Annotated in this window: 16 protein-coding genes; 12 read left to right on the top strand and 4 right to left on the bottom strand. The window is 70.0% G+C overall.

From position 1 onward, the window contains the following. Window positions 1–3 precede the first annotated feature (3 nt). Window positions 4–747, top strand: coding sequence for a GntR family transcriptional regulator (locus ACQPXM_RS09275; protein WP_077013447.1), 744 nt, complete (start codon window positions 4–6; stop codon window positions 745–747). A gap of 37 nt (window positions 748–784) precedes the next feature. Here ACQPXM_RS09275 and ACQPXM_RS09280 read toward each other — a convergent pair whose 3' ends face one another. Further along, window positions 785–2,059: a hypothetical protein gene (locus ACQPXM_RS09280; protein WP_432946830.1), complete on the bottom strand. Its 1,275-nt coding sequence runs from the start codon at window positions 2,057–2,059 to the stop codon at window positions 785–787. Window positions 2,060–2,077: 18 nt separating this feature from the next. After that, on the bottom strand, window positions 2,078–2,575 hold the full coding sequence (locus ACQPXM_RS09285) for a SigE family RNA polymerase sigma factor (protein WP_432946832.1): 498 nt from the start codon (window positions 2,573–2,575) through the stop codon (window positions 2,078–2,080). 289 nt (window positions 2,576–2,864) lie between these two features. Between ACQPXM_RS09285 and ACQPXM_RS09290 the strand changes: the two genes are divergently transcribed. The 8 genes from ACQPXM_RS09290 to ACQPXM_RS09325 all read left to right on the top strand — a co-directional run bounded on the left by ACQPXM_RS09290 (window position 2,865) and on the right by ACQPXM_RS09325 (window position 8,501). After that, window positions 2,865–4,142 (top strand): CpaF family protein, encoded by a 1,278-nt coding sequence (locus tag ACQPXM_RS09290; RefSeq protein ID WP_432946834.1) that lies wholly within the window; start codon window positions 2,865–2,867, stop codon window positions 4,140–4,142. Continuing rightward, on the top strand, window positions 4,142–5,002 hold the full coding sequence (locus ACQPXM_RS09295; protein WP_432946836.1) for a type II secretion system F family protein: 861 nt from the start codon (window positions 4,142–4,144) through the stop codon (window positions 5,000–5,002). Before ACQPXM_RS09290 ends, ACQPXM_RS09295 begins: the two co-directional genes overlap by 1 nt. Continuing rightward, window positions 4,999–5,937 carry a type II secretion system F family protein gene (locus ACQPXM_RS09300; protein WP_432946838.1) on the top strand — a complete coding sequence of 313 codons (939 nt, stop codon included), beginning with the start codon at window positions 4,999–5,001 and terminating at the stop codon, window positions 5,935–5,937. The genes ACQPXM_RS09295 and ACQPXM_RS09300 overlap by 4 nt, the downstream gene beginning before the upstream one ends. A gap of 15 nt (window positions 5,938–5,952) precedes the next feature. Beyond that, the gene (locus tag ACQPXM_RS09305; protein ID WP_432946840.1) at window positions 5,953–6,150 is read left to right on the top strand and encodes a hypothetical protein; all 198 of its coding nucleotides are present in this window, start codon (window positions 5,953–5,955) and stop codon (window positions 6,148–6,150) included. Next, the gene (locus ACQPXM_RS09310) at window positions 6,147–6,551 is read left to right on the top strand and encodes a TadE/TadG family type IV pilus assembly protein (RefSeq protein WP_432946842.1); all 405 of its coding nucleotides are present in this window, start codon (window positions 6,147–6,149) and stop codon (window positions 6,549–6,551) included. Before ACQPXM_RS09305 ends, ACQPXM_RS09310 begins: the two co-directional genes overlap by 4 nt. After that, window positions 6,548–7,099, top strand: a complete 552-nt coding sequence (locus tag ACQPXM_RS09315; RefSeq protein WP_432946844.1) for a hypothetical protein — start codon at window positions 6,548–6,550, stop codon at window positions 7,097–7,099. Before ACQPXM_RS09310 ends, ACQPXM_RS09315 begins: the two co-directional genes overlap by 4 nt. Next, complete coding sequence (locus ACQPXM_RS09320) at window positions 7,096–7,530, top strand: pilus assembly protein TadG-related protein (RefSeq protein ID WP_432946846.1); 435 nt, start codon at window positions 7,096–7,098, stop codon at window positions 7,528–7,530. Before ACQPXM_RS09315 ends, ACQPXM_RS09320 begins: the two co-directional genes overlap by 4 nt. 176 nt (window positions 7,531–7,706) lie before the next feature. Further along, entirely contained in the window at window positions 7,707–8,501 is a 795-nt protein-coding gene (locus tag ACQPXM_RS09325) for an SDR family NAD(P)-dependent oxidoreductase (protein ID WP_432946848.1), read from the top strand. Between the two features lie 48 nt (window positions 8,502–8,549). On the opposite strand, the gene ACQPXM_RS09330 is transcribed toward ACQPXM_RS09325, so the two are convergent. After that, on the bottom strand, window positions 8,550–9,362 hold the full coding sequence (locus ACQPXM_RS09330; RefSeq protein WP_432946850.1) for an SDR family oxidoreductase: 813 nt from the start codon (window positions 9,360–9,362) through the stop codon (window positions 8,550–8,552). A gap of 69 nt (window positions 9,363–9,431) precedes the next feature. On the opposite strand from ACQPXM_RS09330, the gene ACQPXM_RS09335 reads away from it, so the two are divergent. The 3 genes from ACQPXM_RS09335 (at window position 9,432) to ACQPXM_RS09345 (ending at window position 12,045) form a co-directional block, all read left to right on the top strand. Further along, on the top strand, window positions 9,432–10,046 hold the full coding sequence (locus ACQPXM_RS09335) for a TetR family transcriptional regulator (protein ID WP_432946852.1): 615 nt from the start codon (window positions 9,432–9,434) through the stop codon (window positions 10,044–10,046). A 99-nt stretch (window positions 10,047–10,145) separates the two neighbouring features. Continuing rightward, window positions 10,146–11,267 (top strand): peptide chain release factor 2, encoded by a 1,122-nt coding sequence (prfB, locus tag ACQPXM_RS09340; RefSeq protein ID WP_077013455.1) that lies wholly within the window; start codon window positions 10,146–10,148, stop codon window positions 11,265–11,267. Between the two features lies 1 nt (window position 11,268). After that, a complete protein-coding gene (locus ACQPXM_RS09345; RefSeq protein ID WP_432946854.1) occupies window positions 11,269–12,045 on the top strand; it encodes a pentapeptide repeat-containing protein in 777 nt (258 codons plus the stop codon). Here the strand turns inward: ACQPXM_RS09345 and ACQPXM_RS09350 are convergent. After that, window positions 12,042–13,454 (bottom strand): MFS transporter, encoded by a 1,413-nt coding sequence (locus tag ACQPXM_RS09350; protein ID WP_432946856.1) that lies wholly within the window; start codon window positions 13,452–13,454, stop codon window positions 12,042–12,044. The genes ACQPXM_RS09345 and ACQPXM_RS09350 overlap by 4 nt on opposite strands. Between the last annotated feature and the right edge of the window lie 5 nt (window positions 13,455–13,459).

Here is a 13,459-nt window from a genome sequence, read left to right on the forward strand (position 1 = left end):
CCCATGAGCACCGTCCAGGTCAGCGTCGATCGCACCAGTCGTACCCCGCTCCATGTCCAGCTGGCACAGCAGCTGGAGGCAGCGATCCAGGGCGGTGACCTGCCGGTCGGTTCCCGGCTCAGCAACGAGGTGGACCTCGCGGAGGCCTACGGCCTGAGCCGTCCAACCGTGCGGCAGGCCATCGCGCGACTGGTCGACCAGGGCCTGCTGGTCCGCAAGCGTGGCGTCGGCACGCAGGTCGTCGGCAACTCCGGCCAGGTCCGCCGCTCGCTGGAGCTCACCAGCCTGTACGACGACCTGGCGGCGGCGCACCGCAAGCCCGAGACCGAGGTCCTGCGCTTCGGCATCGCTCCCGCGAGCCCTGACGTGGCCGCTGCCCTGCAGTGCGAGGCAGGAGATCGCGTACTCCGGCTGGAGCGCCTGCGCCGGGCGGACGGCGAGCCGCTGGCCCTGATGCGCAACTGGCTGCCGCCGGAGATGCTGGACACCGACCCGAGCACCCTGGCCGAGCGCGGCCTGTACGAGCTGCTCCGGGCCGAGGGCGTGCGCCTCAAGGTCGCGCACCAGACCATCTCCGCCCAGCCGGCCACACTGGAACAAGCCCGCCTGCTCGGTGAGGAAGTGGGCCACCCGCTGCTGGCGACCACGCGGATCACCTACGACGACCACGGGCGCGCGGTGGAGTACGGCTCGCACCTGTTCCGCGCCTCCCGCTACGCCTTCGAACACACCCTCGTCCACCGCTGACCCACCCCTCAGAGGATCAGCGGCGGACGAGAGAGCTTTACTTCTTACCAGTTCCCGGGAACTTCCATCCAGGCTTGCCGGCCAGCTCCAGCAGTTGGTCGGTGCTGAACACCGGCTTGCTGCGGGTGTGCCGCGCGTCCTTCTCCTGCGGGCCGTTGTAGCTGGTCATCGTGATCATCCGGCCATCCGGGTAGTGGAGCTCGACCCGGTTGGCGACCACACCGTTGAGCGACTGCCGCTCGTCGCTGTACGTCGGCTCGTTCTTCGACCAGCCCACCACCGCGCCGTCCGCCCGGACCTCGCAGTTCTGCGGCCCCTCGCCGGTGCACTTGGTCACCGGAGTCTCGTACTGCACCAGCACCTCGACCCGCGCGGCACCCTTGCCGTCGTTGACCACGTACGACACGCCGTTGAAGCCGTTGGTGCCGCCGCCCCAGGTCTCCGGCCGGGTGAACTGCAGCCCACTCGGCAGCACGCTCCTCAGGGTCTGCTGGGTCTGTGCCAACGGCACGGTCGGCTTGCCGTTGCCCGGCGCCCGGAGCGGTCCGTCGGTCTCCTTCGGGAAGGCCCACTGGTCGCTGGTGGCCAGGGCGGTGAGCTCCTGGACCGAGAACAGCGTGTTCGCCCGGGTGTTGCGGACACCGATCTGCTTCGGCGCGTTGTAGTTGTAGATGCTGATCAGCCGGCCGTCGGGATAGAAGATCTCGACGACAGTGTTCTTGATGCCCCACGGGTTCTTCGACGCGTCGTACGGGAAGATCGACTCGTTCGCGTACGAGGTGATCACCGATCCGTCCGGGCGCACCGTGCAGGAGCCGTGCAGACCTTCGCAGCCGGGGTTCGGCTTGGTGGTGACGACGTTGACAGTGAGCAGCGAGGCGCCTCTGCCGTCGTCGACGACGACCTCGGCGTGGTGCATGTTGTGCCGGTAACCGGCGTTGGCTGACGACTGTTTCAGCTCCTGCGGCAGCAGCCGCCGCAGTCTGTTCAGCGTGTCGGCCGGCGTACCGGGTGCGGAGACCGGCGCTGTGGCCGGGCTGCCTGGCGCTGACGTCGAGGTGCTCGGCGCCGTCGAAGGCGAGCCGGCGACAGGAGCAGCCGGGTTGCCGGCGAACAGTTGCGAGCCGCCGATGATGATGCCGGCCGTGGCCAGCGCCGCGCCGGCTCCGCTGAGGCTGAGCAGCGCCGTACGGCGGCGGCGCAGGGTGACGCCGCGCTGGATTCCGCGTTCCACCAGGTCGGGGGACTCCGGCTCGAGATCGTCGGTGACCCGGCGCATCAGGTCGGGCAAGCTGTCGTTCAAGTTGTTCATCGGGATTCTCCTGCGGGGTCAGAGAGCGATCAGCTGGACGTCGTCGCCGAGCACCGCGCGGAGCCGGTCCAGGGCGCGGGAGGTCCGGGTTCTGATCGCACCGGCGTTCTTGCCGAGATCGAGCGCGACCTGTTCGACGCTGCGATCTTCGAAGAACCGCAGCACGAGCACCGCACGATCAAGGGGAGACAGTTCGGCCAGAGCGTCCCGAAGGGCCACCCGCAGCTCGAGATCGCCGGAGTGCACCGGCCGGTCCGGCATGGTGTCGGTCGGCTGCTCGCCCCAGCTGCGCCGCCGGCGCTGCGAGATGAACGTCCGGGCCAGCACGGTCTGCGCGTACGCCGCGGGGTTCTCGATCCGCTGCATCCGCCACCAGGACCTGTACATCTTGGCCAGCGTCTCCTGGACCAGGTCCTCGGCGTGGTGCCGGTCCCCGGCGAGCAGCCAGGCGGTCCGGTACAGCTGGGGAGTCCGCGCTCTGGCGAACTCCTCGAAATCGTCCGTCGTCGATCCCATCACGGCCCTTCGTCGTGGTCTCACTCTGTACGACGCCGCGGGCCATCCGGCGCGTTACAGCCGGCGATCCGGCGCAGCGAGCCGGCGGTTTCTGCAACAAGCTGCAAAGCGGGTGGACCACACCGTGAGCGCACGGTTACGGTCGGGCGGCCTCTGCCCGCCGGCCAGTTGTCCACAGGCGGGCGGATCGGGTTGGCGCCCGCACCCTCCGGCTTGGGAAGATGGTCGCGCAGGGTGACGAAACGGTCGCCGGCCGGCAGAGCCGAACACCGACGAGCACGGGGAGACGATGACAGCGGACAGGGTCGCCACGCGCCGCAACGGGTTCGGAGGTGCGGTCGAGCTGATCGACGCGCAGGTCCGCGACGTCGTCCGGCGCGAGGGCATCGACCCGCTGCGCGACCCGGGCGCGGTCAGCACGATCGTCGCGACCGTCGTCCGCGAGTACGACGAGCGCAGCCTGACCGGCATCGTCCCGCCGATCGGTGACGTCGAGGCGGTCAGCCGGGAGGTGCACGACCGGGTCGCCGGGTTCGGGCCGCTGCAGCGCTATCTGGACGACCCTGCGGTCGAGGAGATCTGGATCAACGAACCGTCCCGGGTGTTCATCGCGCGCGACGGCCGGCACGAGCTGACCACCACGGTACTGACCGAGGAGGAGGTCGCCGACCTGGTCGAGCGGATGCTGAAGACGACCGGGCGGCGGATCGACGTCTCCCAGCCGTTCACCGACGCGCGGCTGCCCGACGGCAGCCGGGTGCACATCGTGCTCGGCGGCATCACGCAGCGCTACGCGGCGATCAACATCCGCAAATTCACGGTCCGGGCGACGAAGCTGGCCGACCTGGTCGCGCTCGGCTCGCTGACCCCGCACGCGGCCGCGGTGCTCGACGCGTCCGTTGCCGTGGGCCTCAACATCTTGGTGGCCGGAGGCACCCAAGCGGGCAAGACCACGATGCTGAACGCGCTGGCCGGTTCGATTCCGGGCCGGGAGCGGGTGATCAGCTGCGAGGAGGTCTTCGAGATCAAGCTGCCGATCCCCGACTGGGTGTCGATGCAGACCCGGCAGGCCGGTCTCGAGGGCACCGGTGAGGTCCGGCTGCGCGACCTGGTCAAGGAGTCGCTGCGGATGCGGCCGTCCCGGGTGATCGTCGGCGAGGTCCGCGGCGAGGAGTGCCTGGACCTGTTGCTTGCTCTGAACAGTGGACTTCCCGGGATGTGCACGATCCACGCGAACTCGGCGCGCGAGGCGCTGACGAAGATGTGCACGCTGCCGCTGCTCGCGGGGGAGAACATCGGGTCCCGGTTCGTGCTGCCGACGGTGGCCGGCTGCGTCGACCTCGTCGTGCACCTCGGCATCGCGGCCGACGGGCAGCGGCGGGTGCGCGAGATCGTCGCGGTGAGTGGCCGGATCGAGGACCAGACGATCGAGACCGAGACCCTGTTCGGCACCTACGACGGCGTGCTCCGGCGGGCCGAGGGACAGCTGCCGCACCCGGAGCGGTTCCAGCAGGCGGGCTACTCGCCGTCCGGGTTGCTGACCGAGCTGCCGCGAGGGGTGCATTGATGGGGCTGCTACTCGGGCTGTTCTTCGGCGTCGGCTTGTTGCTGATCGGCTGGTCGTTCGTCGCGCCGTACGAGGAGAAGGCGAAGACCGACGGGCGCCTGACCGCGCGCAGCCGTGACCTGCTGGCGCGGGCCGGGGTCGAGGGAGTCACTCCGGGCGCGTTCATCGGGGCTTGCCTGCTGACGGGGTTCGTGGCGTTCGTGCTGATGTTCGTGGTCTCGGCGACATTGCCGGTCGGCGTGGTGTTCGGGGTGATGGCCGGTGGCGTGCCGGTCGCGCTGCTGAAGAGCCGGGCGCGCAAGCGGCTGGCGGAGTTCCGGGAGCTGTGGCCAGACGTGGTCGACAACATCGCCTCCGCTGTACGGGCTGGGTTGTCGTTGTCCGAGGCGCTGGCGCAGGTGGGGGAGCGTGGGCCGTTGCCCCTGCGGGAACCGTTCCGGCGGTTCGGGGCCGACTACGCCTCGACCGGGCGGTTCGCCGACTCGCTCGACCGGTTGAAGGCGCGGCTGGCCGATCCGGTCGGTGACCGAGTGGTGGAGGCGTTGCGGATCGCGCGCGAGGTCGGTGGCGGTGATCTCGGCCGGCTGCTGCGGTCGCTGTCGAGCTTCCTGCGCGACGACGCCCGGACGAGGTCGGAGCTGGAGTCGCGCCAGTCCTGGTCGGTGAACGGGGCTCGCGTCGCGGTCGCGGCGCCGTGGCTGGTGCTCGGCATGCTGTCGTTCCAGGGCGACGTGATCCAGCGGTACAACTCGCCGGTCGGAGCTCTGATCATCGGCATCGGTGCCGTGGTCTGCGTGCTGGCCTACCGGGTGATGCTGCGCATCGGCCGACTGCCCGAGCCCGAGCGGGTGCTGCGATGAGTCCCGTGGTGCTGGGTGGTCTGCTCGGCGGAGCGCTCGGGGCGAGTCTGCTGCTGGTGATCCGGCGATTGCCGTTCCTGCGCAAGCCGACCGTCGACGACCGGATCGGCCCGTACTTGCGCGATCTCGCCGGAGCTGACGTGTTCTCCGGCGTGGTCGACTCGGGGTCGCCGTTCCACGCGATCTTGCGGATGTTCGGGCCGTCGTTGCGAGCGGGAGCCGTGCGGCTGGAGCGGATCCTCGGCGGCGCGGTGTCGATCCGTCGCCGGCTGGCGCGGGCGGGCATCGACCGGAGCGTGGAAGAGTTCCGGATCGAGCAGGTGCTGTGGGGGACGGCGGGGTTCGGAGCCGGTCTGCTGATCGCGCTCGTGACGCTCTCGCTGGGCTACGGGAATCCGGTCGGGCTCTTGGTGCTGGCCGCGCTGCTCGCCGTACTGGGTGTGCTGTCGCGGGACACCTACCTGAGCACGCAGGTGCGCAACCGGGAGCGACGGCTCCTGGCGGAGCTGCCGACCGTGGCCGAGTTGCTCGCGCTGTCGGTCGCGGCAGGCGAAGGCCCGGCGGCGGCGCTCGACCGAGTCGCCCGCTCGTGCAAGGGAGAGTTGGCCGACGAGCTTCAGCGGGTGCTCGCGGAGACGCGCGCGGGTTCGTCGCTGGTGCGGGCGCTCGACAGCCTGGCGGACCGGACGGGCCTGGTCGCGCTGTCCCGGTTCGCCGACGGGCTGGCGGTCGCGCTCGAGCGCGGTACGCCGCTGGCCGACGTACTGCGAGCTCAGGCCGGCGACATCCGCGAGGCCGGCCGTCGCGAGCTGATCGAGTCCGGGGCACGTCGCGAGGTCGCGATGATGGTGCCCGTCGTGTTCCTCGTGCTGCCCGTCACCATCGTGTTCGCCTTCTACCCCGGCGCTGTCGGGATCCAGATGATCGCCGGATAGAACGAGGAGAAACCCATGTCCCTGTTGCTCACCAGACTGTTCCTGAGCCTGGTCCTGAAGCCGAGACCGGCCGCCAAGGAACGCGGCGACGTGCCCGGCTGGGTCCTGATCACGGTGATGACGGCCGGCCTGGTCGTCGCGATCTGGACACTCGCCCAGGACCAGCTGAAGGCCATGCTGGAACGCGCCCTGGACTCCGTCACCAACAAGTGATCGGAGCCCAGGGCAACCAACGGCGGCGGGACCAGCGCGGCGCGGCGGTCGTCGACTTCGTGCTGGTGTCGGTGATCGTCGTGCCGTTGTTCCTGGGCATCCTGCAGGTCGGCCTGTTCCTGTACATCCGCAACACGATGACGGCGGCGGCCTCCGAAGGCGCGCACTACGCGGCGGTGCTCAACCGCGACACCGCCGACGGCGAGGCGCGGACCCGTGAGCTGGTCGACGGCGTCGTGCGCGACGAGCTGATCGAGTCGGTCACCGCCGAGCAAACCGAAGTTGACGGGCAGCCCGTGGTGAGGGTCGCGATCTCGGCGCACATGCCCGCGCTCGGGCTGTGGGGGCCCGGCATCGACTTCACCGTCGAGGGACACGCGATCAAGGAGACCGGCGAGTGAGGACACGGCGGCGAAACAGAGACGAGCCCGAGCGGAGCACCGAGAGCGACGACGGCTTGGCCGGTTCGTCGCACCTGCTCGCGAAGCGCCGGCGTGCCGGCTCGGTGCGGCGCGACGAGCAGGGCAGCGCGGTCGTCGAGTTCTCTTGGCTGGCGTTGCTGCTGCTGGTGCCGTTGGTCTACGTGATGCTGGGCGTCTTCGACGTGCAACGCGCCTCGTACGGCGCGACGACCGCGACGCGAGCCGCTGGACGGGCCTTTGTCATCGTGCCGCAAGGACTGACCGAGGACGACGCCAGGGCACGGGCGTTCGAGGCCGCGCGGCTGGCGATGAAGGACCAGGGTCTCGACCTGGAGTCCGGCGAGCTGAAGATCACCTGTGATCCGGCCTGTCTGGAGCCCGGGTCGACGGTGACGGTCGAGCTGGACCATCAGGTGCCGCTGCCGCTGATCCCGAAGGCGCTCGGCGGAGCGCGACCGGCCGTGCACGTGTCGGCGTCACACACCGAGCCGTACGGCGACTACCGCGAAGCGAAAGGCTCGCCGTGAAGCCGAGGCGGGTGCGGGACGAGCGCGGCCAGATGACCGTGCTGATCATCGGATTCACCGCGATCGTGCTGCTGATGATCGTCGTGGTGACCGACATCTCGAAGGTGTTCCTGGTCCGGCGCGACCTGGACTCGACCGCGGACGGCGCCGTGCTCGCCGCGGCGAACGGCCTGGCGGCGATCTACGCGCAGACCAGCACCGGCGGCAACGCACCGATCGACCCGGACGAGGCGCGGCGACTCGCGGCCGACTACCTGGACACGGTGTCGGCGAGCGAGCGGTTCGACGGGCTCGACTGGTCGGCCGACGTGACCGGTACGACGGTGACCGTGCAGCTGACCTCCACGGTGGACCTGCCGTTCGAGCCGCCGGGCTGGCCGGGCGAGGCCGACATCGCGTCGACCGCATCGGCCGTCGTACCGGTGCGGTGACGACCCGGGCCGGTTCCAGGCCGGCCCGTCGATCCTGACTAGCCCTAGCAGGCGTCCCGCCGAACGGTGCCGACCCGGCAGTGCGTCGCCGATCAGCGCGCGCATGGCGAATTGTTGTCCAGGGCAACATGCGGAGCAGGTTTTGCCGGCCGGTGCGGTGGGGCACCATGGGGAACATGCGGATCGATCTGACAGGGCGACGGGCGTTGGTTTCGGGATCCACCCAGGGGATCGGGCAGGCGATCGCCACCGAGCTGGCCAGAGCCGGGGCGAGTGTGGTGGTCAACGGGCGTGATCAGGACAAGACCGACAAGGCCGCGGAGGCGATCAAGCAGGAACTGCCGTCGGCGGAACTGATCGCGGTGGCGGCGGATCTCGCGACCGCGGAAGGCGCCGACGCGCTCCAGCAGCAGGCGGGCGAACTCGACATCCTGGTGAACAACCTCGGCATCTTCGGCGCCAAGCCGGTGCTGGAGATCGACGACGACGAGTGGCGCCGGTACTTCGAGGTCAACGTGCTGTCGGCGGTCCGGCTGACCCGCATGTACCTGCCGGGCATGATGCAGCGCGGGTTCGGCCGGGTGATGAACATCGCCAGCGACTCGGCGGTGGTGACGCCGCTGGAGATGGTGCACTACGGCATGACCAAGACCGCGCTGCTGGCGGTGACCCGCGGGTTCGCGAAGGCGGCCGCCGGGACCGGCGTGACGGTCAACTCGGTGATGGCCGGCCCGACCCACACGCCCGGGGTCGAGCAGTTGGTCAGCGGGCTGGTGGACGACGACACGCCCTGGGACGAGGCGCAGCACCGGTTCATGAAGGAGCACCGGCCGTACTCGCTGATCCAGCGGCTGATCGAGCCGCAGGAGATCGGCAACATGGTGGTGTACCTGAGCTCCGAGCAGGCGTCGGCGACCACGGGCGGCGCGGTCCGCGTCGACGGCGGCTACATCGACTCGATCCTGCCGTAGCGGCGCCGGCCGCCGGATCGCCGCCGGCCGGTTGACGACGCCGAACGCTCAGCCGAAGACCTCCCGGTGGTCGGCCAGCCAGGTGCGGAAGGTGCGCCCGGAATGGCCGGCCAACTTCTCGACCGCCGGTTCGATCGGGTGCGGACTGCCGACCCGCGACGACCAGTACGCGAGCAACGCCTCGAGCTGTGCCGGCCGCCGCATCATGGCGCCCATCTCGACCCGGGCCTCGTCCGCACTGAGGTCGACGACCTCGAACGACGCTCCGGTGACCTCGGCGACCTGAGCCAACTGCTGACGGCGGCTCATCGACTCCGGCCCGGTGAGTGGATACCCGCGGCCGTCGTGCTCGCCACCGGGTCCGTCCAGCAGCACACGGACCGCCACGTCGGCGATGTCCTGCTCGTGGATCGGCGCCTCCTCGGCGTCCAGGTACGGCAGCCGGACCTGACCGGTCGCGCGGATCGAGTGCGCCCAGTAGATCGCGTTGCTCATGAACGCGCCCGGCTGCAGGTACGTCGTCGCGTACGAGCCGCTGCCGACGAGCTGCTCGGTCTCCGCGTGCGGATCTCCGGCGGCCTCGTCGGTCCCGGCCTGGGCCGACATCGACGACAGCAGCACCACCTGCCGTACGCCGGCAGCGTCGGCCGCCGCCACGAAGTGACCGGCCGTCGCCGGATCGGCGTACAGGAAGACCTGGGTGACGCCGTCGAGGGCCGGCGCCGTTGGGTCGTAGGTGACCGCACCGGGAAGGTCTTCGGGTGAACGGCTGGCGAGGCGAACGTCGCGGCCCGCGGCAGTGAGTCCGGCGTGCACGGCGCGGGCGATCCGGCCGCGGCCACCGGTGACGAGAACAGTCATGGATTAACTCCAAAAATGTAGTGACTACAAGATTGGAAAGAGTAAAGCATGGCGCCCTAGAGTGTGTCCATGGAGATCGGGCGCCGGGAGCGCAAGAAGCAGCAGACCCGGCAGGCGATCTCCGACGTGGCGACCCGGCTGTTCCTGGAGCGCGGCTTCGACGCGGTGACGGTGGCCGAGGTGGCGAAGGCGGCCGACGTCGCGGTGCAGACGGTGTTCAACCACTTCCCGACCAAGGAAGACCTGTTCTTCGACGAGACCGGCTGGTGGGCGGGTCCTGCGCAGGCGATCCGCGATGCGCCGCCGGGCGCGAATCCGATCACCGTGCTGGAGCAGCAGTACCTGAGCGTGGTGCGGGGGCGACTGGAGTCCGGGCACCTCGCCACCTGGCTGGAGTTCACCCGCACGACCGCGGAGAGTGCCGCCCTGCTCGCTCGCCGCCGGCAGATCGCCGAGGAGATGGAGGACACGCTCGCGGCCGCGCTGCTCGCCCGCGACCCCGGGCTGAAGCCGTTGACGGCCCGTCTGATCGCCGCGCAGTTCGCCGCCGCGCAGAAGGTGCTGGAGCAGGAGCTGGCGCTGATCCTGCCGGCCGAGGCGACCCCGGAGGAGCTGGAGGAGGCCAACGCGCAGCTCGAGCGGGCCGTTGCCGAGGTCTTCGACGCGTTGCGTCGCGCCTGGTGACCGGCAGCGATCGCCAGGAGCCTTGACCGACTGCAGCCGGTGGATCGCACGCTCACTGGATTCCCGGAGCGGCACGGTTAGCGGGTAGTCTGCTTGGTTGTGGCTGGACTGGATTTTGACGCGGAGCTCAAGCAGCTCGACGCGACGCTGACCTCGATCGAGAAGGTTCTCGATCTGGACACCATGCGCCGGGAGATCGCCGACCTCGGGGAGGCGGTGGCCGCGCCCGACCTGTGGGACGACCAGGCGAACGCACAGAAAGTGACGTCGCGGCTGTCCAGCCTGCAGGCCGACCTGGAGCGGGTGACCAGCCTGCGCAGCCGGATCGACGACCTGGGCGTGATGATCGAGCTGTCCCGCGAGGAGAACGACGCCGACAGCCTGGCCGAGTCCGAGAAGGAGATCGCCGCGCTGGCCAAGTCGATCCAGTCCCTCGAGGTCCGCACGCTGCTGTCCGGCGAGTACGACGAGCGCGAGGCGCTGGTCACGATCCGCTCCGGCGCGGGTGGCGTCGACGCCGCCGACTTCGCCGAGATGCTGCAGCGGATGTACCTGCGCTGGGCCGAGCGGCACGGCTACCCGACCGAGGTCTACGACACGTCGTACGCCGAGGAGGCGGGGCTCAAGTCCACCACCTTCGGCGTCAAGGCGCCGTACGCCTACGGCACGCTGAGCGTCGAGTCGGGTACCCACCGGCTGGTCCGGATCTCCCCGTTCGACAACCAGGGCCGCCGGCAGACCTCGTTCGCCGCGGTCGAGGTGGTGCCGGTGCTGGAGCAGACCGACGAGATCGACGTCCCGGAGGAGGAGCTGCGCATCGACGTGTACCGCTCGTCCGGTCCGGGTGGGCAGAGCGTCAACACCACCGACTCCGCGGTCCGGATCACCCACATCCCGACCGGCACTGTGGTCTCCTGCCAGAACGAGAAGTCCCAGCTGCAGAACAAGGCCAGCGCGATGGTGATCCTCAAGGCCAAGCTGCTCGCGCTGAAGAAGGCCGAGGAGCGGGCCCAGATCGACGCGCTGCGCGGTGACGTGCAGGGCTCGTGGGGCGACCAGATGCGCTCCTACGTGCTGCACCCGTACCAGATGGTGAAGGACCTGCGGACCCAGTTCGAGTCCGGCAACACCTCGGGTGTGTTCGACGGCGAGATCGACGAGTTCATCGAGGCCGGCATCCGCTGGCGCCGGACCGGCCAGACGGTTGCCGACCAGAACTGACATGACCTCGGAGCTCCGCGCCGACTGCGGTAGCTGCTTCGGGCTGTGCTGTGTCGCGCTGACGTTCGCCAGGTCCGCGGACTTCGCGATCGACAAGCCGGCCGGCGACCCCTGCCCGAACCTGCGGCACGACTTCCGCTGCGGCATCCACAGCAAGCTCCGCCCGGCGGGCTTCCAGGGCTGCACGGTCTATGACTGCTTCGGCGCGGGCCAGAAGATCTCCCGGCAGGCCGGAGTGAGCTGGCGCGATCAGCCTGGCCAGGAGATGTTCGCCGCGCTGCCGATCATGCGGCAGCTGCACGAACTGCTCTGGTACCTGTACGACGCGCAGCAGCGCCCGGAGACCGCGCCGATTCGTGCCGACCTCCAGCGAAGCCTGGATCACGTCGAAGCCCTGACCCAGCAGCCGGTCGTGGAAGTTGACCTCGGCAACGAACGCGCGAGTGTCAACGAGTTGCTGCTGACCACCAGCCGGCTCGTCCGCGGCAAGCAGAGCAAGAAGAAGGAACGCCGCGGCGCCGACCTCGTCGGGGCCAAGCTGCGCAAGGCCGAGCTGAGCCGCGCCAACCTGCGCGGCGCCTACCTGATCGCGGCCGACCTGGCCGGCGCCGACCTCCGCAAGGCGGATCTGATCGGCGCCGACCTCCGCGACAGCGACCTCCGGGGCGCTGACCTCACCGACGCGCTCTTCGTCACCCAGTCCCAGGTCAACGCGGCCCGGGGCGACAGCAGCACCAGGATCCCCGGCGGTCTGCTGCGCCCTGACCACTGGAGTTAGCGCAGCTGCCGGGTGACCGGAGTCATCAGCAGCGAGATCGCGGTGATGGCCAGCGCGACCGCGGCCAGCGAACCGCCCTGGCCCCAAGACGTACCGGACAGCGACAAGTACGCCGTACCGACGGTGGCCGCGCCGAGTGCCAGGCAGGTCTGCTGGCTGGTCAGCAGGATGCCGCTGCCGAGTCCGGCCTGGGCCGGCGGCACCTGACCGACCACCACGCCCATCAGCGGGACCATCACCAGCCCGCTACCGAAGCCGGCGATCAGCATCGGCACAGCGAGGGTCCACGGCGTCACGTCCGGCCACAGCGCCAGGCCGACCGCCGCCAGTACGGCGTACCCGACGGCCTGGATCAGCCAGCCGCGCACGATCAGGCCGGCGCCGTACCGGGCCTGCAGGCGTGGGCCGTAAATCGAGGTGATCAGGAAGCCGACCGCCATCGGCAGCAGGCTCAGACCACCTTCCAGCGGTGACATTCCGGCCTCGCCCTGCGTGGCCAGCGCGAACACGAACATGAACCCACCGAACGTCGTGAAGAACGCCATCGCCAGCAGCAGGCCGATCCGCATCGCCTTCAGGCGCAGCACGCTCGGTGGGATCAGCGGAGCGCGATCGGCCTTCTCTGCCCGGTGCTGGTGCAGACCGAGCAGCCCAAGAGCCGGTACGACGGCCGCCAGGGACAGCCAGGTCCACAGCGGCCAGCCGAGCGGGCGTCCCTCGGTCAGCGGCAGCAGCAGAAGCAGAAGCGTGAGTGCGAGCAGTCCGGCGCCGGCAAGGTCGACCCGGTGAGCCTGAGCGGCCCGGGTCTCGGGCAGGAGCTTCAGCGCTGCGCCGAGCGCGACGATGCCGACCGGCACGTTGACCAGGAAGACGGCCCGCCAGCCGAGCCCGAACACGTCAGCCTCGACGAGTACGCCGCCCAGGATCTGGCCCAGCGCCGCCGCGGCCCCACCGGCGACTCCGAACATGGCCATCGCCCGAGCCCGGTGCTCACCGGTGAGCAGGCTGCTGATGGAAGCGAGCACCTGCGGTGTCATCGCGGCAGCGGCCGCGCCCTGGAGCACCCGGGCCGCCAGCAGGACGCCGATCGACGGAGCGATCGCGCACAGCAGCGACATCACGGTGAAGCCGACCAGGCCGATCAGGAACAGCCGCTTCCGGCCGAAGCCGTCACCGAGCCGTCCGCCGACGACAAGCAGGGTCGCGTTGGCGATGCCGTAGCTGCCGACGACCAGTTGGAGCTCGCCGGGCGTCGCGTGCAGGTCGGTCCCGATCGCCGGGAGCGCGACGTTGATGATGAAAAACGAGAGCATCGGCAGGAAGGCGCCGAAGAGCAGAGTGGTGAGCGCCACCGGACCGAGCGGCGACTTGGCGGGTGCGTCGATCGGCGGAGCGGAGGTCTGTGTCATGGCAC

It is taken from the genome of Kribbella sp. CA-253562 (assembly GCF_050942265.1).
GTDB lineage: Bacteria > Actinomycetota > Actinomycetes > Propionibacteriales > Kribbellaceae > Kribbella.

Bases quoted from the DNA above. Each gene is read 5' to 3' on its own strand.
- ACQPXM_RS09275 (WP_077013447.1), top strand. From the start codon at position 4: ATGAGCACCGTCCAGGTCAGCGTCGATCGCACCAGTCGTACCCCGCTC.
- ACQPXM_RS09280 (WP_432946830.1), bottom strand. From the start codon at position 2,059: ATGAACAACTTGAACGACAGCTTGCCCGACCTGATGCGCCGGGTCACC.
- ACQPXM_RS09285 (WP_432946832.1), bottom strand. From the start codon at position 2,575: ATGGGATCGACGACGGACGATTTCGAGGAGTTCGCCAGAGCGCGGACT.
- ACQPXM_RS09290 (WP_432946834.1), top strand. From the start codon at position 2,865: ATGACAGCGGACAGGGTCGCCACGCGCCGCAACGGGTTCGGAGGTGCG.
- ACQPXM_RS09295 (WP_432946836.1), top strand. From the start codon at position 4,142: ATGGGGCTGCTACTCGGGCTGTTCTTCGGCGTCGGCTTGTTGCTGATC.
- ACQPXM_RS09300 (WP_432946838.1), top strand. From the start codon at position 4,999: ATGAGTCCCGTGGTGCTGGGTGGTCTGCTCGGCGGAGCGCTCGGGGCG.
- ACQPXM_RS09305 (WP_432946840.1), top strand. From the start codon at position 5,953: ATGTCCCTGTTGCTCACCAGACTGTTCCTGAGCCTGGTCCTGAAGCCG.
- ACQPXM_RS09325 (WP_432946848.1), top strand. From the start codon at position 7,707: ATGCGGATCGATCTGACAGGGCGACGGGCGTTGGTTTCGGGATCCACC.
- ACQPXM_RS09330 (WP_432946850.1), bottom strand. From the start codon at position 9,362: ATGACTGTTCTCGTCACCGGTGGCCGCGGCCGGATCGCCCGCGCCGTG.
- ACQPXM_RS09335 (WP_432946852.1), top strand. From the start codon at position 9,432: ATGGAGATCGGGCGCCGGGAGCGCAAGAAGCAGCAGACCCGGCAGGCG.
- ACQPXM_RS09345 (WP_432946854.1), top strand. From the start codon at position 11,269: ATGACCTCGGAGCTCCGCGCCGACTGCGGTAGCTGCTTCGGGCTGTGC.
- ACQPXM_RS09350 (WP_432946856.1), bottom strand. From the start codon at position 13,454: ATGACACAGACCTCCGCTCCGCCGATCGACGCACCCGCCAAGTCGCCG.